The 19,619-nt window shown below is 62.0% G+C and carries 20 protein-coding genes; 13 read left to right on the top strand and 7 right to left on the bottom strand.

Annotated features, from left to right (window positions below; all coding sequences use genetic code 11):
- Positions 1-8 precede the first annotated feature (8 nt).
- The 9 genes from kdpC to C4900_RS03545 all read left to right on the top strand — a co-directional run bounded on the left by kdpC (position 9) and on the right by C4900_RS03545 (position 10,872).
- Positions 9-605, top strand: coding sequence for a potassium-transporting ATPase subunit KdpC (gene kdpC, locus C4900_RS03505; protein WP_114282326.1), 597 nt, complete (start codon positions 9-11; stop codon positions 603-605).
- Between the two features lie 59 nt (positions 606-664).
- Entirely contained in the window at positions 665-1,816 is a 1,152-nt protein-coding gene (locus C4900_RS03510) for a hypothetical protein (protein ID WP_083996184.1), read from the top strand.
- Positions 1,817-1,824: 8 nt separating this feature from the next.
- Positions 1,825-3,630 (top strand): ATP-binding protein, encoded by a 1,806-nt coding sequence (locus tag C4900_RS03515; RefSeq protein WP_114282327.1) that lies wholly within the window; start codon positions 1,825-1,827, stop codon positions 3,628-3,630.
- Between the two features lie 3 nt (positions 3,631-3,633).
- Positions 3,634-4,806: a sigma-54-dependent transcriptional regulator gene (locus C4900_RS03520; RefSeq protein WP_114282328.1), complete on the top strand. Its 1,173-nt coding sequence runs from the start codon at positions 3,634-3,636 to the stop codon at positions 4,804-4,806.
- 46 nt (positions 4,807-4,852) lie between these two features.
- A complete protein-coding gene (locus C4900_RS03525; protein WP_141689375.1) occupies positions 4,853-5,689 on the top strand; it encodes a hypothetical protein in 837 nt (278 codons plus the stop codon).
- A 10-nt stretch (positions 5,690-5,699) separates the two neighbouring features.
- Complete coding sequence (locus C4900_RS03530) at positions 5,700-6,197, top strand: 2'-5' RNA ligase family protein (RefSeq protein ID WP_170132396.1); 498 nt, start codon at positions 5,700-5,702, stop codon at positions 6,195-6,197.
- Positions 6,194-6,820 carry a MarC family protein gene (locus C4900_RS03535; RefSeq protein ID WP_065971792.1) on the top strand — a complete coding sequence of 209 codons (627 nt, stop codon included), beginning with the start codon at positions 6,194-6,196 and terminating at the stop codon, positions 6,818-6,820. The genes C4900_RS03530 and C4900_RS03535 overlap by 4 nt, the downstream gene beginning before the upstream one ends.
- 12 nt (positions 6,821-6,832) lie before the next feature.
- Positions 6,833-7,198 (top strand): DUF4870 family protein, encoded by a 366-nt coding sequence (locus tag C4900_RS03540; protein WP_147267113.1) that lies wholly within the window; start codon positions 6,833-6,835, stop codon positions 7,196-7,198.
- Between the two features lie 938 nt (positions 7,199-8,136).
- Positions 8,137-10,872: an EAL domain-containing protein gene (locus C4900_RS03545; RefSeq protein WP_141689373.1), complete on the top strand. Its 2,736-nt coding sequence runs from the start codon at positions 8,137-8,139 to the stop codon at positions 10,870-10,872.
- 98 nt (positions 10,873-10,970) lie between these two features.
- On the opposite strand, the gene soxB is transcribed toward C4900_RS03545, so the two are convergent.
- From soxB to C4900_RS03580, 7 genes are all read right to left on the bottom strand, one after another.
- Positions 10,971-12,752 carry a thiosulfohydrolase SoxB gene (gene soxB / locus C4900_RS03550; protein WP_065971769.1) on the bottom strand — a complete coding sequence of 594 codons (1,782 nt, stop codon included), beginning with the start codon at positions 12,750-12,752 and terminating at the stop codon, positions 10,971-10,973.
- 185 nt (positions 12,753-12,937) lie between these two features.
- Positions 12,938-13,774, bottom strand: a complete 837-nt coding sequence (gene soxA, locus C4900_RS03555; RefSeq protein ID WP_065970050.1) for a sulfur oxidation c-type cytochrome SoxA — start codon at positions 13,772-13,774, stop codon at positions 12,938-12,940.
- A gap of 24 nt (positions 13,775-13,798) precedes the next feature.
- A complete protein-coding gene (soxZ, locus tag C4900_RS03560; RefSeq protein WP_168185633.1) occupies positions 13,799-14,113 on the bottom strand; it encodes a thiosulfate oxidation carrier complex protein SoxZ in 315 nt (104 codons plus the stop codon).
- 10 nt (positions 14,114-14,123) lie between these two features.
- A complete protein-coding gene (locus C4900_RS03565; RefSeq protein WP_114282331.1) occupies positions 14,124-14,603 on the bottom strand; it encodes a thiosulfate oxidation carrier protein SoxY in 480 nt (159 codons plus the stop codon).
- A gap of 25 nt (positions 14,604-14,628) precedes the next feature.
- Positions 14,629-15,027 carry a sulfur oxidation c-type cytochrome SoxX gene (gene soxX / locus C4900_RS03570; protein ID WP_083996068.1) on the bottom strand — a complete coding sequence of 133 codons (399 nt, stop codon included), beginning with the start codon at positions 15,025-15,027 and terminating at the stop codon, positions 14,629-14,631.
- Positions 15,028-15,171: 144 nt separating this feature from the next.
- Positions 15,172-16,674: a M48 family metalloprotease gene (locus tag C4900_RS03575; RefSeq protein WP_141689341.1), complete on the bottom strand. Its 1,503-nt coding sequence runs from the start codon at positions 16,672-16,674 to the stop codon at positions 15,172-15,174.
- Positions 16,617-16,922: a hypothetical protein gene (locus C4900_RS03580; protein WP_065971437.1), complete on the bottom strand. Its 306-nt coding sequence runs from the start codon at positions 16,920-16,922 to the stop codon at positions 16,617-16,619. Before C4900_RS03580 ends, C4900_RS03575 begins: the two co-directional genes overlap by 58 nt.
- A 679-nt stretch (positions 16,923-17,601) precedes the next feature.
- Here C4900_RS03580 and C4900_RS03590 point away from each other — a divergent pair.
- The 4 genes from C4900_RS03590 (at position 17,602) to C4900_RS03605 (ending at position 19,611) form a co-directional block, all read left to right on the top strand.
- Positions 17,602-17,916, top strand: a complete 315-nt coding sequence (locus tag C4900_RS03590) for a rhodanese-like domain-containing protein (protein ID WP_228579846.1) — start codon at positions 17,602-17,604, stop codon at positions 17,914-17,916.
- Positions 17,917-18,077: 161 nt separating this feature from the next.
- On the top strand, positions 18,078-18,311 hold the full coding sequence (locus tag C4900_RS03595; protein WP_065970968.1) for a sulfurtransferase TusA family protein: 234 nt from the start codon (positions 18,078-18,080) through the stop codon (positions 18,309-18,311).
- Between the two features lie 28 nt (positions 18,312-18,339).
- Positions 18,340-18,810 (top strand): sulfur carrier protein DsrE2, encoded by a 471-nt coding sequence (gene dsrE2 / locus C4900_RS03600; RefSeq protein WP_065970969.1) that lies wholly within the window; start codon positions 18,340-18,342, stop codon positions 18,808-18,810.
- Between the two features lie 123 nt (positions 18,811-18,933).
- Positions 18,934-19,611 carry a 4Fe-4S dicluster domain-containing protein gene (locus C4900_RS03605; RefSeq protein WP_065971014.1) on the top strand — a complete coding sequence of 226 codons (678 nt, stop codon included), beginning with the start codon at positions 18,934-18,936 and terminating at the stop codon, positions 19,609-19,611.
- Positions 19,612-19,619 lie beyond the last annotated feature (8 nt).

Consider the following 19,619-nt stretch of genomic DNA (forward strand, 5'->3'; position numbering starts at 1 on the left):
GAGGCGCCGTGTCACGTACGTTCGGGACCGCCCTACGCCTGACCTTGCTGAGTTGGGTGCTATTCGGGCTTGGCTATCCATTGCTTGAGGTGGGCATCAACCAGCTCGCGTTTCCGGGGCCTGCCAATGGCAGTCTGGTGCGCGTCAAGGGTCAGGTGGTGGGTTCGCGCCTCATCGAGCAGCGGTTTACGGGGAGCGGTTGGTTTCATGGCCGGCCCTCGGCGGTACATATGGACCCGCGTTCGTCGGGAGGCTCAAACCTCGGCCCTTCGAGTGTGAGGCTCGCGCGTCATCTCGCGGCGCGGCGCGCGCGGCTCGTGGCCCGCCATCCGCGTCTCGCCGGCCGACGATTGCCGGCCGACATGATCACGAGCTCGGGGTCCGGCCTCGACCCGGATATCACCCCCGCCAACGCCTATTTGCAGGCCTCATGGGTGGCGCGTGATCGCGACTTGCCGCGTGCGGTGGTGCGCCGTCTCGTGGCCCGCCATATACGCGGCCCATGGCTTGGGCTCTTTGGGCAGGCGCGCGTCGATGTCCTGTCCTTGAATCTGGGGCTAAAGCGCATCATCGCCCGAGCCCGCCATGCTAGGATGGGGCCCTAGGGCCCGCAAGGGCTTCGACCGGCGATCCCGGCGGACATTATGAACGAACCACGGAGTATATGATGTCCTCTGCGCAAGAGGATATCCTGAGTACCCTGAAGGAGCGCCCGGCCGGGCGCCTCAAGATCTATATCGGCTCGGCGGCCGGGGTCGGAAAGACCTATCAGATGTTGCTCGAGGCCCAGAGATTGCGCGGTGAAGGCGTCGATGTCGTGCTCGGTTATATCGAGACGCACGGTCGTGCCGAGACCGCGGCGCTCGTGGGCGATCTCGAAAAGGTCCCGCTGCGGCAGATCCGTTACCAAGACCGGTTATTCGAAGAGATGAACCTGCCGGCGATCCTCGAGCGGCGCCCGCAGATCGTCGTGATCGATGAGCTCGCCCACTCGAACATCCCGGGCACCGAGCACCCCAAGCGCTATCAGGATGTCGAGGACATCCTGAAGGCCGGCATCAACGTCATCTCCGCCGTCAACATCCAGCACATCGAAAGCCTGAATCCCTATGTCGAACGGTTGACCGGAGTGAAGGTACGCGAGACCGTACCGGACCGGGTGCTGGCCATCGCAAGCGAGATCATCAATATCGATCTGTCGGTCGAGGATCACAGAGAGCGGCTGCGGCGCGGGAAGATTTATCCCACGGAGAAGGTCGAAAGCGCGCTACGCGGGTTTTTCACACCCGAGAATCTGGCGGCCATGCGCGAGATGGCGCTGCGCGAGGTGGCGAGCAAGGTCGAGTATCAGACCGAGGAGCAGCGATTGCTGCGCGAAGCGGGGCCCTTGCGCCGCCCGGAGCGCGTGGTCGTCTGTCTCGGGCCTGATCACGCCGCGAATGTGGCCCTGCTGCGCCGGGGCGCAAGGGTCGCCGGCCGCTTGAATGCCGATTGGTTCGCAGTCACCGTCGTCCGCCCTGAGCTTGCGCCCGGGAAGGCCTTGAGCCCGGTGCGCAAGGAGTTCCTGAAACTTGAGCGGCTGGCCGAGGAGCTTGGGGCGCGATTCCAGGTTCTCGAGGCGCATAGCGTGCTAGATGCTCTGGTGGGTTTCGTCGACGAACACGGTATCACCATGGCGATCTTTGGCAAAAATCGGCATGTGGGCTGGCGCCTGCGCATATTCAAGTGGCTCACGCTCGAGTTTCTGAACCATACGGAGGGTGTCGATGTGCAAATCGTTGACACCAGCGAGCGCGACGCGTCAGCGCGTAACTAGGATAAGCCATGCTACGATCACTCAGTAATCGCCTCATAATCGCCATTTCCGCTGTCGTGTTATTGCTCGGGGTTCTGGGTGCGCTGCTGGTCAGTCGCATCAGTGGCCTGGGCGAGATCACGCAGGCGATTCTTCGCACCAACGCCCATTCGGCCGCGGCCATGAGCAAGATGCGCGAGGCCGCGCAGGCCTACCGCCTTGCCACGCACACCCGCAGCCGCGCGCGCATCGCCACACACTTCGTGGCCGCCTGGCAGGGCTTCAAGGACGACAGTCGCGGGCTGCATGTGGCGGCCGAGCGGGCGCAGGTCGAGGCCGCCTGGAAGGCCTTCCGTCATGCCCCTGATACTGCTCGCCTGCGTTCGCTCGATAATGCCCTGCAGGACCTGAGGATCGTGGGTCGCACCGCCATAGCCGCGCGCGAACACCATGCGATCGTTGCCATCAAGGACCTGACGATCTTCGCCTCCCTGGGACTTGGCGCCTCGCTGCTCGTGATCCTGATCCTGTCGGTATGGATGGTGCGGCTCATCTTGCGACCCATGCGCCAGCTGGCTCGTGGTATCCACGATCTGAACCCGTCTGGTACCCACCGCGAGCTCGAGCGCTATGGGCTTTCGGAGTTCGATGATCTGACCCGGGAATTCAACGGGCTTTTGCGGCGCCTGGACAAGCATGAGCGTGGGAATACCGACAGGCTGGTCTACGAGAACGCCAAGATCGACGCCCTCATAAACTCCATAGACGACGGTCTCGTGCTTTTGGATCGGCAGGACAAGATCCTGCATGTAAACTTCATGGCGGGGATGCTGCTGCAGACCGAACCGGGAGAGCTGCTTGGACGCAATATCAATGACCTGAACATCGCCACGCGCTTTTACATGAATCTGCGCAACGCGCTGGTGTCGCTGCGCCGCGAAGACCAGGACGAGCCGCAGTACAGCCGTAACGAGTTTTCCTTGACCATACGTGGCCGCCTCCACTCCTATATCCTGAAGACCGTCCCGTTCCGCGACAAGGGCCGCAGCATCATCGGGCTCATCGTGGTATTACAAGACGTTACCGAATTGCGTCATGCCGAGCACCAGAGGACACAGCTTCTGGCAACGCTTTCGCACGAATTGAAAACCCCGCTTACGAGCTTGAGTCTTAGTATCGGAACGCTCTACGAGACGGCGCAGCAGGATGGCTACCCGCATCAGGTCCGTCAGCTGCTCGAAGTCGGCAAGGAGGAGGTGGGTCGGCTGACGATGCTTGTGGAGGATCTCCTGGACGTGTCGCGCCCCGATGCCATTCGCACGAGCATAGAGCTAAAGCCCCTGGAACTCTGCGAATTCCTGCGGCGCCAGGCGCACTCTTTTCGTCTCCAGGCGGATCTCCAGGATGTGGATCTGGTCGTAAAATGTCTGCCGGATGTGGCTGTGAACGCGGATCCAGTGAAGCTTGGGTGGGTCTTCAACAATCTGCTGTCCAATGCCCTGCGGCATACGCCCCTACACGGGCAGATCGCGGTGTCGGTGTCCACGCCCAACGAGGAGGAGATCCTGGTAGAGGTTGCCGATACCGGTCGCGGCATACCGCCCGAGGAGTTGCCGCATATCTTCGACTGGTTCACGCAAGGGGCCGCCGATCGCCACGGTTCGGCGGGCATGGGGCTTGCCATTGTACGGGAAATGGTCGAGGCGCATGGTGGACGCATCACCGTTACCTCGAGAGTGAACGAAGGAACGCAGTTTCGGATCACACTGCCCCGACGTATGACCACTGGCGACCTGCCTTTGCAGCCGGTTGTGCCACTTCCCGCGAGACCTTGAGTCATGGCCTCCGTCCTTATCGTCGACGATGACCGCAAGATCCGTTTGACGCTTGGGATATTTCTCGAGCGGCGTGGGTATCGCGTGCGCGACGTGGCGTCCGTGAAGGCGGCGCTGACGACTCTAAAGGAGTTTCGTGCCGATATCGTTCTGTCGGACCTGAAGATGGAGGGCGCGGGCGGCATCGAGCTTTTGGCGGCCATAAAGAGCGACTACCCGTCGTTGCCGGTCATCATCATGACGGCTTATGCCACTGTCGAGAAGGCCGTGGAGGCCATCAAGCTCGGCGCCGCCGATTTCATCGTAAAGCCGTTCGCGCCGGCCGAGATCGAGCAGTTGCTGAGCCGTAACATCCACATTCAGGGCCTTGAGGCCGACAACCACAACCTGCGCATGGCCCTGGGTGAGCAGGACCTCATGACGCGCTCGGAGGCCTTGCGGCGGACCTTGTCCATGGCCGAGCGCTTCGCCCACAGCGAGGCGACGGTGCTCGTATTGGGCGAGAGCGGTACGGGGAAAAGCATGATTGCCCGCCGCATCCATGCCGCAAGCGCCCGTAGGCAGGGCCCGTTTGTCGAGGTCAATTGCGCAAGCCTCTCTCCTACGCTTCTCGAAAGCGAGCTCTTCGGGCACTGCAAGGAGGCATTCACGGGGGCTGTGAAGGACAAGGTCGGGCGACTCGAGTCCGCCGACGGGGGCACATTGTTTTTGGACGAAGTGAGCGAATTGTCGGCCGAGGGGCAGGCGAAGCTTTTGCGGTTTTTGCAAGACAAGGTATTTGAGCGGGTCGGCGAGCTGAAGACCCGCGCCGTCGACACGCGCATCATCGCCGCGACCAATCGCGACCTCCGCCATCTGGTTGCCGGAGAGGGATTCCGGGAGGATCTGTACTACAGGCTCAACGTGGCCGAGGTCTTCATGCCGCCGCTGCGCTCGCGACCGGAGGACGTCCCGTTTCTGGCAGAACGTTTCTTGGCGCAGGCGGCGGCCCGCAACGGCCTTTCGTCGATTCCGGCGATGGACGATGAGGTAAAGTCGCGTATCGCCCGTTACAATTGGCCGGGTAACGTTCGGGAGCTTCAGAACGTTATAGAAAGGTGTGTCATTTTGGCGGGCTCTGGGCGCATAACCATGGAGCATCTTCCGGATCGTTTGCTGACGTATTCCGCGCCCTAGCCGTTGCGTGTCTCTCATGGGGCATCCCTGCCCCGAGGTCCGGTTCTTGAAGAAACTGTTGCTGGCAGCGCTGACCGCGAGTGTCCTGCGAGGGACCGTGTGCGCGCACGAACGGGCAGTCTGGAACATCGACGACAATGTGTCGGCGGCCTATCGTCTGACGGACCTGCTTTATGTGGAGCCGAGTGATACCTGCGCGCTCGCTGTATGCACCAATGCCCCGCCGTCCCGTTATTTCGACCGCGAAAGCGGTTTTATAAACGGCCTTCATGCGAGCTTAACGGGGCTTTTTCTCGGCGACCGAATGTATGCGCGTCTGGCCTATGATAGGGCGAGTGGGAACGTGCGCTATCAAGGGTATGCCCAAAACGGGACGGCGATCTCAAACGGCGTGTCGGGCGCCATCATATCTGACTATGGGATTCGTCTGGGCGCGGCGTTTCCCGACGGGGCGGTGATGGCCGTGCCGTTTATCGAGTACGGACACCACGCCTGGCAGCGATTGATCGGGGTCGGGACGAGGTACGCCTACGAGGAGGACTATCACCACGATTATGTGGCGCTGGGCGCACTCATCCAGGTGGCGTTCACGCGGCACCTGATAGGTAGCGTGTACGCGGCGGCCGGACAGACCTTGAATCCGGCGATCGCGGTCGCGGCGCTTGGCTTTTCACAGGGTCTTGGCACGGCCCCACTTGTCAAGGCGGGGGCATCCTTGGACTTGCGGCTGTCGCGCTGGCTCGGGCTGTATGCCGCGGTCCGCTACACGCGTTTCTCGTATGGGCAGAGTGCGCCACAGGAGTCTGGTAATCTTGTTATCATGGAGCCCCAGAGCGATACAGTGATTGCCGACTATGAGGGCGGGTTGCGGGTCTTCTTCTAGGCGCGAGCGGTTGTTCTTTGCCTTGTGGCCCGGCCGGGACGTGCGCGCCCGGCTCGCGGCACAAGCCGCCGAGTCCGCAGGCAGGCCGGTGGCGGCCGACGGCTACCACATGACGCTCGCATTCGTGGGCGCCGTCGAGGCCGATGTCCGGTGCGTCCTGGAGGCGGGGGCTGCAGGCGTGTCGGAGGAGGCGTTCGTGTGTGTCTTGGATGAGATGGCCTGGCTTGGGGCAGGTGACATCGCGGCGCTTGCGCCTTCGCACCCGCCGCCGCCGCTGCTCAGACTTGCGGAGCGCCTGCAGCGGGTGGTGGCCGTGGCTACGGGCCAGGTGCCGGCGCACCGCTACCGCCCGCATGTCACGCTCGCGCGCCTAGGCGCGAGGGACCCGCGATGGTCCCCGCCGCCAGCCGAGCCGGTGCGGTGGGCGGTGGCCGACTATGTCCTGTGCCGGTCGCGGCGCGAGCCGCCGGGGATATACGATGTCCTGGCGCGATGGCCGCTGTCATGAAGGCGTATGACATCTTTCTCACGTTCTTTGTCGTTATCGACCCTATTGGCCTGGTGCCGCTCTTCGGGGCGCTGACGGCGGGCGCGAGCTACGAATATCGCCAACGGATGGCGGTGAAGGGCGTGCTGATAGCCGCCTTGGTGCTGCTATTTTTTGCCGTGAGCGGTTTTGCGGTGTTGCGGGTCTTGGGGATAGGGCTCGCGGCCTTCCGGATCGCGGGCGGCATCCTGTTGTTTTTGCTTGCGATCGACATGGTCTTTGCGCGTCACTCCGGGCTGCGTTCGACGACGCGGCGCGAAACCGAGGAGGCGCGGGGGCGCAATGACATCTCGGTATTTCCGCTCGCCATCCCGCTGCTTGCCGGTCCCGGGGCGCTCACAAGCCTTCTGCTCATGCTTTCGGCCGCCCATGGCCGCTTTATCGCGATCGGGCTGCTCCTTGGTATACTGGCGCTGGTATTAGCCATCACGCTTGCGGTACTGTTGTCGGCCGCGCGCATACTGGCCTTGATGGGCGAGACCGGGGCCAATGTGGTGACCCGCTTACTGGGCGTGTTGTTGACGGCCCTTGCGGTCCAGTATGTTCTGACCGGCATTCGCGTGGGGCTCCTGCACTGCGCTTGAGAGGAGGTCTTGGTGGACGTCCGGCCATTCGATGGGAATCGCGAACGCGAACTGGTGGTGGTCGCCTATGCCCTCTATGTTGTCGGGTTTTTCGGCATGCTGGCGCCGAGCATCCTGGCCCTGGGTCTCAATTATTGGCGGCGCGATCGCAGCGGAAGCTGTTACGGGAGCCATCACCGCTGGATGATACGGACCTTCTGGTGGGGCCTTCTGTGGGCCGGTGCCGGCCTGTTCGTCTTCTTTGCGCTGCTCGGCTACACCGTGCTCATCCTTGTGAGCATCTGGTGGGTGTACCGCGTGATCCGCGGGGCCTTGGCGCTCGCGGACGAGGAGGCCATGCCGCCAAGCCCCCTGCAGATCACAAGTCATTCCGCGTGACACTCTCAACCCGTTAAAACGGGTAAGCTTCTTGCCAGGACTCGCGGTTTGTGGACCGTCCCCGGAAGGGACCCGCAACAGGTGGGCTCGTTGCGGCGCTGGATTTCGCGATTCAGCCAGACAGCGTCCGCCATTGACCTGCGGAAGGCCTATGTCCAGGCGACTACACCGCCAAGACCGCAAAGGTCCTGGACGGTGATACGTGATGCGCTTCGGAAACGGCACCACTTGACCAAACGCCCGCGGGTGCCTATTCACCGCGCCGACAATACCCCGGTGGCCTTCAAAGCCACGGGCCTGGCACCGCCAGTTCCGCCCTTGGGCTTGTGACGGTGGCCGCATACAGGACACCACCCCTGCGGGTGGCTATGCCGGCGGGATGTACCACGCTCATCCCCGGTGACGCATGGGCCATGCGACCCACAAGGCATGATACGGTCTTGTTCGGACTTCTGTTGCAGGTCATCGATGTCCTTGGCCGTACTCCCGCTGGCTCAGGCGCTGGTTGTGGGGACGGCCGCAGCGGTGGCGGCGCACGCCGTCTGGGTTGCCGACAAAAAAAGGGCCTCGATGCTGCGTTCCTTACAGAAATCCCCCACCTGGCGGGTGCCCTTGTGGCGTAGGTCGCGCACCTGGCGCTTACATCGCAAGGTCAATTGGGTGCGTGTTGTACCGAGTTTTTTCCAGCGCCGAGACCCTTTCTGGTAACGGGAGCGTTGCCTGGCAATCTCTCCAAGTCGCTTGCTGGCTAGCCGTTTCAGGGAGCGGACCCGGGACGATTTTCTTGCCAGCTTCCGCGGGAATCCTTACACTCAGTGGGTATTTTGGCGCCCGGCCCTATCGCCTTGTGGGGCGCACGCCGTGTGCCCGCAACGGATGCGGGGCCTCGCGGAACAATTCGGACAAGAAGAATCGGGGCATCCTCCCTCTAGGCGATCGTGAACATTAGCCCATTCGTTCCAGCGATCACGTGGTCCACATCCCTCGGCACGGGAATGGACACCGTCGATGATCACCATAAGCGGCTCTTCGTCGTATTCGGCGTCTTGGCGGGCTGCGTGGCGCATGGAGTTTGTGGCAAAGATCTGCGCGGGATCCTAGGCGAGCTCGAAGGTTGTACACGCGGCGCGTTTCTTGAAGAGGCGGAGCTCATGCGGCGCTGGCGCGTCGATGCCGACCACCAAACGCTCCATCTCGCTGCCCATCGCGGTTTTATGGCCTTTCTGGAGCGGGCCCGGGCATTGGTTTCGCGCGAGCCCGCGGAGACCGCCATGGATACGCTGTTTTTTCTGGCGCAATGGCTTTTGCACCATGTCCTCGAGGTCGATCGGCACATGGTGCGACAGATCTGCGCGGCGCAGGCCGGGCAGGTGGCGGCAAGCGATGGCCCGGCGCAAGACGTCCGTGATGCGCTCATTATGGCGATCACGCAATTGTCGGACGCGCTCGGCGGGCGGATCTATGACCTCTCGCGACAACGTCAGCGGCTTACCGATCTCCAGAATCTCTATCGGGCGCTGGTCGTGTCCGCAGATGCCCTGATTCAAGGCAATCGCGAGCACGAGATGTTACAGAATCTTTGTGAGCAGTTGGCGCGCACGGTATTTCATGCCGCCTGGATCGGGCGCCCCGGTGTCAACGGCGTCTTCGACGTGCTGGCGATTTCCGGCTCAGGGGCTGGGCAGGTCGCGGAGGCGCGGCCGCGCCTGACCCAGGAACGAAACGCATCGCTCGTCGTCCAGGCGTGGCGCAGCGGCATGGTCATGGTATGCAACGATACGCTGGCGGAAAATACCCTCACCCCATGGCATGCAACCTTCGCCAGGAACGGGTGGCGCAGCCTTATCGCCCTTCCGGTGGTACGCGCGGGCGAGCAGTGGGCGGTTCTGGCGCTGGCCTCGCCCCGCCGCCAGACGTTCGACGAACAGACCGTGGATCTCTGCCATCGCATCGTCTCGTTGCTGACTTACGGTCTGGACGAACTCGACGTGAAGACGCGCATACAGGATATGCAGATCAAGGAGTCGCGCTCGGCGCGCACTGACGCCCTGACGGGCCTCCCCAATCGCCGCGCCTTCAATGAGAGAATGGAGCAGGTCTTTGCCGGCAGCGACAGCGGGGGGCGCAGGCTCGCGGTCGTTATGATCGATCTGGACGGCTTCAAACTCATAAACGACGTCCATGGGCACGAGGCCGGCGACGGCATTCTGAGGATCATCGCCGGGCGGCTGCGTAGCGGTCTACGACAGGCGGATTTCGTGGCGCGCTGGGGCGGTGACGAGTTCGTCGTGCTCCTGAACGATTGCGGCTGTGGCGACGACGTGGCGGCGGTTTTGGAGAAGCTTGGCGCTATCGTCCGCGAACCTGTGGAGATCGCCGGGATACCGTCGACCTGTCTGGACCTCAGCGCCGGCGTTTGTATCGAGACATCCGGTCTAGTCACGAATCCCGATATCCTGGTGCGTCATGCCGACCGCGCCCTCTACGAGAGCAAGGAACGTCGCGGAGACCGGCTGCGGTTCTGGGCCTGCCATGGTGAGCCGCTGCCACGGCGCCTCAATAGGGCGCAGGCGCGCGTGCACGACGGCGATTTCGCGGTACTCTATCAGCCGATCTTCGATCGTCGTCTGGGTACGGTGGTACGGGTGGAGGCCCTCCCGTACCTGCGTGATGAGGCCGGGGGCAAACTCGCGCCCGGTCAGTTTCTCCAGGACTTAAACGACGATGACCTGCGCCAGCTGACACAGGGTGTGCTCCGCCGATGCCTGGGCGATAGCGCTCGGCTCGCGGCCTCCGGTCTTTCCGTGGCCATGTCCGCGAATGTCGATGCCGCGATCGTCGACGATCGGCTGGTGACATTTCTTCGCGAGGTCTGGGTCGACCGGTCGCGGGAAGCGACGTGCCTGACCTTGGAGATCCACCGCGGCGGCGATTTTCTGGCTCGTGAAGACACGCACAGCCTGTTGCGCGATTTACGTGCCCTGGGCGTGCGGCTCGCCCTCGACGATGTGGGTAGTCTCTATTCGTCCCTGCTGTGCCTGAAGGATCTGCCGATCGACGAGATCAAGCTCGATCAGGCGTTCGTCCGGACCCTCGAAGAGCGTCCGGAGGGGATCGTGTTCACGGCCGCCATGCGCGATCTGGCGCTGAACCTCGGTGTCGATATGGTGGCCGAGGGCGTGGAGACCGAGGATATCCGGGATGCGGTCTCCGTGCTGGAGGTGCCGTTTTTGCAAGGTTATGCCTTGGCGAGACCCATGATACTGGAGGATCTTGCCATGGTTCTCGGCAAGCCCGGTTGCCCCGAAATCCGGCGGCCGACGAGCCTCCTCGGAGTCTATGCGCGCCACAGGGAATATGATCAATGGGTTCGCCGGCATATTCGAGGCCGGTGGCTGCTGCCCATGCGGCGCGAGGTCTTGGAGGTCGGTATCTGTCCTATCAGTGGCGATTTGGAGCGTCTGGGCCTCGCGCCTCGGCACGATTTACGGGTTCGGCATGCGCGCTACCACGAGCGCCTGGGGCAGATCGCGCAAGGTCCTGTCGACAATGGGCATGCGGGGGCTGATGGGGCCCGCTGGCAGGCCGTCGAGGCCGCGCATCAGGCGTTTCTGGAGGCGCTCCTGGGCGTGTACCGGGACCCGGGGCGAGCGGATTGCCTCGAGGTCGTGTAGGGCCAAAGAGGCTCGCGGACGGGTCAGGCACCGCCGGGGCGGGACGGACCGGCCAAAAAAAAGGACCGCGCTTGGGCGGTCCTGGCCAAGGGGGGCACTTAGGTACTCGTTAGGGTCTTCTTGGGGGTAGGCCACGGCGCGTAGCCGGGGTTGTTGGCGATGCCTATGAGTCGCGGCGTATAGGGAACGTCGATGCGCACCGTCTTCTGGTCGCGCAGATATTCGGTGACCACATCCCAGATCTTTTTGCCCGGATGTTTGGGGCGGTAGACATCCGCCCAGCCCGACACCGTGTAGCGTTTGTTGGCCTGTATGGGCTCGCCGTTCAGGAGCCGCATATCGGAGATCCTGTGCCCGATGTTGCGCATCGGGGCCATGGTGTAGGTAAAGCCGCCCACGCGCACCATGTCGCCGCCCTGCTGATAATAGGGATCTTTGTTGAAGAGGTTGTCGGCGATCTGTTCGAGGGTGGTTTTCAGCTGCTTGCCTGTGTAGGTGTCAAGGGTGGTCGCCGGATAGGTGATCGCCGTCTGGTTCATGACGTCTTCCATCGTAATCGGTTCGCCCGGCAATAGGCTCGTGCCCCAGCGAAAGCCGGGCGACAATGCGAGCTGCGCGCCCGATACCGCGAGCTGCGCGTCGACGATCAGCTGATCGAAGGTGCCGTTGAAGTTTCCACGGCGAAAGAGCAGGCCTTCGGTCACGGCGAGCTTCTCGGCCAACTTGTCTTTGTATGGTGCGCGCACCTTCTCGATGTAGGCGGCCATTTCGGGGTCGGCCGGCAATAGGTCCGCAAATATTGGCATGAGACGTGACCGGTAGCCCCTCACGCGGCCGCCGCGCACGTCGAGGTCCAGGACGAGCAGGAACTTGGTATTGGAGCCAGAGTTGAAGACGAGAGTCGTCCCGCCGCTATTGCGCACCGGGACCGGCTCGGCCTCGGCATCATGGGTGTGCCCGCCGAGGATGACGTCGATTCCGTGGACCTGGCGCGCCATTTTCAGGTCCACGTCCATGCCGTTGTGCGAAAGGACGGCAACGACATGGGCGCCCTTGGCGCGCACCTCATCCACGGTCTTTTGCATATGCGACTGGTCGATACCGAACTGCCAGTCCGGGACCATGTACGCGGGATTGGCGATCGGTGTGTACGGGAAGGCCTGGCCGATGACAGCGACTGGCACGCCGTTGACTTCGCGCATCATGTAGGGAGGGAAGATCAGTGTGCCCCAGGTGGAATCATTGACGTTCTGGGCAAGGAATTCGAAGTGGCCTTTCAGTTCGGTGTTGATGGCCTGCATGACGCGCTTGGCCCCGTACGTGAACTCCCAGTGGGCGGTCATGGCATCGACGCCGAGGAGTTTTTGCGCCCCGATCATATCGCGCCCCTCGGTCCACATCGAAGTCGCCGATCCTTGCCAGGTGTCGCCACCATCCAGGAACAGGTTGCGCCCGGCGCGCTCGCCGCGCACCTTCTTCAGAAGCGTCGCAAGGTGGGCAAAGCCCCCGATCTTGCCGAAACGTCGCGAGGCCTCGGTGAAATCCAGGTAGGTGAAGGCATTTGCCCGACGCCCCCCGAACGGTATTTTGAAATAGCGAAGATAATGCTCGCCTACGAGGTGTGGCGGACGTCCCCAGGCGTGACCCACGCCGATATTGATATTGGGTTCACGGAAATCGACGGGCAACAGCTGCGCGTGGCAGTCGGTCATGTGCAGAAGGCTCACATTGCCATAGACCGGCATGTCATAGAGATGGTTGGCCGCCGCGGTCGTGCTCTCGCCGCGGTGCATGCGATCCATGCTGCAGCCGGCCAGTCCAGTACCGGCCGCCCCGGCGACCGCTAACATCTGTAAGAATTCTCGTCGTGACAAGCTCATAAGCGTCTACTCCTCGCGCTTGTTCAAAAGTCGGATGGTGGGCAGCGCCTTGTGGGAGACTACCGCAACGGACCTTACGTCTGAGTGGAGCGACGTGGTCTCCTGGGAGACGCGGCGGAATGGGATTCTATTCCCGGCATGACAAGGCCGCCCGCGGGCGGCCTTGTCGTAAGGTGCGCTGGCTCCTAGGGGCGTTGGCTCGGGGCACTCTCGGGAAGCCCGGTGTTCATGTACATCTGGTAGAACTCGAGATCCCGGTACTGGACGCTCTCCGGCTTGAAGGGGGCGGCACCGACCTTCTTGTTGCAGCCTTGATAGCGCTTGGCGAGTGTTCCAAGGGTGCCCCACGCCGATCGGTAGGCGGGAAAGTCGACGCCTTGACCCAAAGCGGCACCTATTATGTTGCCGCGAAGCCGCTTGCCCGCGTTCCACACATGACAGGTGGCGCACGAGAAGTTAAGCTGACCGCGGCGCGCCCAGAAGAAATGCTCGCCGGCGTAGAAGGCCTTAACGGCGCCCGGCGAATCGATCTCGACTTCCACCGGTTTGCCGTAGGACAGGTGCTTTACATACGCGTCGATATCGGCCATGGGACCGGTCGTCACGTTTTTATAGGGCGCCGCGCCATTGCGTACCCGACAGGTGTTGATATCCATGACGAGCGTACGCACCTCCTTGGTGGCCGGATCCCAGTAGGGGTAATGCGTAGCGATGCCGACGCCGCCATTCTTAAAGCAGCTCGCGTAGGTATTGCCGTCCTTGAAGGGCGTGTTCCAGAGCCGCTTGCCGCGGTCTAGGGCGAAGGTATAGGACGGGAACTCCATGATCTGTTTCCATTGCGCGCGCAGATTCTTGGCAGCCGGCATGGCGTACACGCCGTTTGCGTAATCCTTGAATGGTACGTTCGGGAAACGCTTGCGGAAGTAGGCCTGGAACTTATGCATGTCTGATTGCGGCGTGGCTTGGGCCACGAGGGGCGCAAGTAACGCCGCAGCTAATACCAGGGTGGCGGATGTCTTCATGGATTCTTCCTCGCGGGGCTTGCCCTAACTCACATGGGTCTGCGCGTGCCCGGTCATGCCCTCGTTATCGATCCAGTCGACGGTGACGAGATCGCCCTTCTTCGCATGGGTGAGCTTCACGGCGATGAGCGGGTCCTTGGAGATGGCGATGCTCATGTCGGTGATGACCGCGGGCTTGTGGTTGACAGCGACAGTCAGGGTTTTGATGAAATGGGCCGGGATGATCTTGTGGGTGACCTTGCTGCGCACAAGGCCGGTATCCATGGGATGGTTGACCAGCACCAGGACCTCGGTGATGCCATGCATGGTGCGCGTCTTCATCTTGGTGGCGATATGCATAAATCCTCCGTTAGCCTCCACAGCCGCCGATTGTGACCTTGACCTTGCGGGCCACGGTATGGACCTTGTCTTTGGTCGCCACATAGGCATGGACCATCGAGGTCTTGCCCATCTTGATACGGACATTGAAAAAGCCCAGGGCCTCGGGGGTCAGGTGCACGATCGTGACCAGCGGGAAGGGGTTCTTGTCGACTGTCAAGACGAGCTTTTCGGGGTGTGGCACATGGCTTTCGAGGACCATTGGCACCACCGCCCCGTTTTCGGCCTCGAGCGGCGCATGCAGGTGCAGGCCGCCCTGCACGATCGGCCGGTGGCCAAAAAGCTCATGCAAGAGCACCGGGATCTTCTTTTCATGAAAGACCGCCTGCGGCCAGACCGGCCAGGTACGGGCCAGGGCCTCGACCGGGCGCAGCAGGCCGGCACCGGCCGCCACCGCCAGGGCCGAACCCGAGAACGCCTGCTTCAAGAAGGTTCTGCGTGGAAGGTTCATGCCATCATCCTGTTATTTAAGGGGTTTAAAGAGTCCAAAGGAAATCCACGACCTCGCGGATCTGCTTCTTGGTAAGGATGTGGTCCTTGCCGAAGGGCGGCATAGCCGTGTAGCGATCGTTGATCGTCGGATCGTAGATTTGCTCGAACAACGCCTGCTTGTTCGGGAAGCGCTGGCGCAGGTCGCGGAGTGCCGGACCGAGGTTGCCGTCCATCGTCGTTCCGGCGATGACATGGCAGGCCATGCAGTTACCCAATGCGCGGTTGATGACGATGCATCCGCCCTTTACGGCGGGATTTGTGGGGTGGGCGGCACATTCTTTTGGTGTCGGGGCCCGGCCGGCGGCCATGGCCAGGGGCGCGAGAAGCAGGCCGACGCCCACGGCAACTCCCCGTACCGCGCGCAACGCGGTCTTAGTGCCCATGCTTCCTCCTAGTGCTCACACTGTCAGCGGTATTTTTATAGTCATGGCGAGCGCGCAGGAGCGCGGCCGCCGTTTCAAACATAGCGATCGATCCGTGGCGGCGTCAAGGGAATATTCGGGCGCGGCCGTACGTCGCGGCGTAGGTCACGGGAAGGTCGGCGGGGCCGTCCAGCCCTCCTTGAAGGCCACCGTCAGGGTTTTTAGACGGGCGCGCGCGGCGGGTTGCGTGGCAAATGGCGCTGCCAAGCGCAGTTCCGCGGCCGCCCCCTGACCGTCACCCTCGAGAAACAGGGATTCGGCCAAGGCCTCGTGGGCGTGCAGGTAATCGTGCCGCCGCCCGTAGATGTGGGCGAGCGTGCGGTATAGGTCGGGACGATAGGGTGCGCGCTCAATGAGGCGCTTGATGAGTCGATGGGCAGCCGCGATATCGCCGGCATCGAGCAGTGTGCGGGCCGTGAGCACTCCGATCCAGAGACTATGCGGCCGCAGGGCGCGCGCCTCGCGCAGGACCGCGACCGCGGCGCGGAGATGCCCCGTATCGCGCCAGAGTTCGGCCAGGGTCATGCGATAGGCGACTACCCGGGGCGAGGCTGCGATGAGGGCCCCGAGCTGGTGCCGGGCCTTCGTGAAGCGACCGAGTCGCATGTCGGCGAGGGCCTCGCCGTAGCGCCGGGCGCTAGGGTCGTGGCGGCCCCTCAGTTCATGCGCAATCCGCGCAGCGGCCGTGTACGGACTGCCTTCGCGGGCCATGAGCGCCGCCTGGAAGCGATCGAAGGATGGGCGGTCAGGGATCGGGGGGTTGGGATAGCGCGCGGCGAGATTCTCGGCCTCGGCGATGCGAATGTCGGTGGCCGGATGCGTGCGCCACGACTCCGGTACATTGACGCTCATGAATCGGTCGTAGGTCTTGAGGCGCCTAAAGAAGGCCGCCATGGCGTGTGGATTGAAGCCCGCACGTGCCATGGTACGCAGTCCGAAATGATCGGCCTCGGATTCATAACCGCGCCGGTGCTTCAGTGTCTCGTTCGCAAGGCCGGCCGAGCTCAACGACATGGCCGCGGCGCCGCCCTCGAATTGTGATGTGCCCATAAGCAGCGCCCCGGCGAGTACTCCGGCAAGCGCGGCCCATGACAGCTTGTGGGACAGGGCGATGAGACGCGGAATGTGGCGCTGGGTGTCGTGCGAGATCTCGTGCGACATTACGGCCGCAAGTTCGTCTTCATTGCGCGCGGCAATGATCGCCCCGGTATTGATGAAGACATAGCCCCCCGGGACCGAGAAGGCGTTTACCACCGGGTTTTTCAGGATATAAAAGTGGAAATCGATCTGTGGATCGAAGCTTGCCGCTACCAGTCGTCGACCCAGGGCGCGGACGAACGCCAAGGCGTCCGGATTGTGCACGAAACGATAGGTCTTTAGGGCGTGCACCAGAAAGGCCTTCCCGAAGGCCGTTTGTTGGGCGCGCGACATGACGAGCGCAGACGGGTGTCCGAGATTCGGGAGGTCGCCCAAATTGCCTACCGCGGGATTCGCGGAAAGCAGGGCAAGCAGCGCGAAGCCGAGCCGTTTGCCCACGATACGCCGGTCCGTTACTTCCCCAGTGCGGGTGAGCTCGAATACCGTTCCATGACGGTGCGATCGGTCCACGACGACTCCTTTAGGACGGCATCCGGTATCCGGAATTGGAGCTCCTTGCTGACCGCGGTTTCCTTCACAATCTTCAGGATCTGATCGTATCCGATCTTGTAGAGGAAACCGCTGTGGTCGGTCTTGCGGGCGATCATGAAATTATCGTAGAGGCGATACACATAGAGGTTGGCAGGGCGCACCTTTCCGTCATAGTCCCGCCATGTCACGGTGTAGCGGGTATCGGGCTTGAAGTCATCTTTTTTCAAGGTCTTATGTCTCCGGTTTGGCGTGCGCGGGACTCTAGCATGACCAATCAGGCCGGGCAACGACTCGATCCGTCAGGCCATGGCCGGCGCATCCGACGGGGGTGGCGGCCATGAGGAGGAGGGTGTCTGCGCGGACCATTCGTACCTCACCGACCATCATGCAGGTCGGCATGCCTTAGTATTTTAGTATCGATTCCGTGGTGCACTGCCATCACGCCGTGGGCCGCGACGGATGTCCTTCTCCGGAACGGCGCGCGCAGGCGTTTGCGGTACTTCTTTTGTATCCGGCAGTTGCCTGCCGGCTGCAAGGACGCGTCCGCCTGGGGCATGATGCCAGTGCGCGCGGGCAACGAGGGCCGGGACCGCCAGATCACCAGGATGCCCCTTCCCTCGAGGGCCGGTCGCCCGATCCGGGCCCCGCGAGCGGGCCCCATATCATCATGGGCGAGCCCCTGAGCCTAAGGCCTGCCCCCTAAAGCCGCGCGCCCCACGCGGCCGGCGCGTGGCCCGAAGACTCGGTGCCGCGACGGACGAAATTTTCGACGCAAGGTCTCTTGCCTCCACACTTGCAACCCATGCGGAAAGGGTGCATCCTTGGGAGCTACATCAGTATTTCACGACCTAGTTACATATAGAGAGGTTTCGCCCGATTATGGTCGCATTCCAGGACCTGGATCCCATGGACCTTCAGAAGCTCCTACAGGAGGGCGATGACAATCTCGTCCTCGTCGATGTACGCACCCCGGCGGAGGTGGCGCGCGGGGCGATCCCGGGGGCGCAATCCATCCCTCTCCATCTCCTTCCCCTGAACGCCGCGTCGCTTGACAAAGCCCAACCGGTGGTCTTTTATTGCCAATCCGGTGCAAGGTCCGCGCAGGCCTGCCAATATTTGCGGCAGCAGGGGCACGACAAGCTCTACAATTTACGCGGCGGCATCATAGCGTGGGCGCGAAACGGCCTACCGATCGCCCCTATTGATGAGCGGACCCGATGAGGTCCGGGATGGGCACCGCGGGCCCCTTGCGTCGGGTCGGGGTTTGCGATACGCAGTGATATTCAAGGCCGCCCATTGGGCCACGGGCCAGGTGAGCTGGATGCCGTGAGGGCAAAGCCTTATAAGAGGTCTTAATAAGTGCTTATACAACTGGAGGAAATATGGCGAACTTCGATAAGGAACTGGATGCCCGCGGATTGAACTGTCCGCTACCGATTCTGCGCACCAAGAAGGCGCTGAATGACCTTACGGGCGGACAGACTCTAAGGGTCGTGGCCACCGATCCCGGCGCTATCAAGGATTTTCAGGCCTTTGCCAAACAGACCGGCAATGAGCTTGTCGAATCGGGAGAGGCAAACGGAGAATTTACGTTTGTGCTCCGGAAAAAGGCATAGTTGACCACGGTCAACAGGAGACGCCCCTATGACCACCAAAAAGCTTGCCATCATCGCTACGAAGGGCACGTTGGACTGGGGCTACCCGCCCTTCATCCTGGCCTCCACCGCAGCCGCCCTCGGATACGACGTCCAGATCTTCTTTACCTTCTACGGCCTGCAACTGCTCCGCAAGAGTCTCGATCACCTGAAGGTCACCTCGCTTGGTAACCCCGGGATGCCCATGCCGATGCCCATGCCAGTCATGCTCCAGGCCTTGCCAGGCATGCAGAGCATGATGACGGCCATGATGAAGCAGAAGATGAAATCGAAGGGGGTTGCGAGCCTCGAGGATCTGCGGAATCTTTGCGCCGAGGCTGATGTCAAAATGATCGGGTGCCAGATGACCGTGGACCTTTTCGGGTTTAGCCCCAGCGATTTTATTTCGGGGATCGAGATGGGCGGTGCCGCGACCTTCTTCGAGTTTGCGGGCGAGTCGGATATCTGTCTCTTTATGTAGGGCTTTGTCTATTGCCCGTACTCTACGGCCTGGGATAGACGCTAGGGGTGGTGTCGGGTAAACTATAAGTAAGTTCGAATATTCCGAAGCGTCGAAGGAGCAATCATGGCGACTTACGCGGAGATGCAAGAGATTTACGACGATATTCGTAACGATTTTCGTTACGATCACGAGCTGAACGGTTGTCTGAACTGCGGTGTCTGCACCGCGACCTGTCCCGCCGCCCATTTCTACGATTTTAGTCCCCGCGAAATCGTCCAGCTCCTCTGGACCGAAAACGTCGAACAAATCTACGATGCCATGCAGGAAAAGATCTGGGCGTGTGCGCAGTGCATGACCTGTGCGGCGCGCTGTCCGTTCAAGAACTCGCCTGGCGGGCTCATCGCTATCATGCGCGAAGTCTCGATCAAGCATGGTATGCAGTCAGCCAAGGATGTGCTTCGGCCTTTCGGTCGGGTAATGCTGAAGCTGATCACGACCGGGAACCAGTTGTCGCCGGACATGATACAACCCGACCACTTTCCGGATTGGGGTCCAAATATCCAGAAGGTTGAAGGCGATCTCAAGGTGTTGCGTAAGGCCATACCGGTGCGCACGCTCCAGACCACCGAGACTGCTTGGGAGGTATCACTCAAGACCTCGGTGGAGATGTACACGATCTGGGAGATGACGGGCGTGATGGACGCCCTGCAGATCGTCGACGAAAACCTCTTTGATGTCATCGAGGACTTCATCGACGAGAAGCGCGAGGACTACAGCGACTGGCTGGAAGCCCAGGAGGACCAGAAGAAGGACGACTGAGTAGTCGG

This window comes from Acidiferrobacter thiooxydans, from assembly GCF_003333315.1.
Taxonomy (GTDB): Bacteria; Pseudomonadota; Gammaproteobacteria; order Acidiferrobacterales; family Acidiferrobacteraceae; genus Acidiferrobacter; species Acidiferrobacter thiooxydans.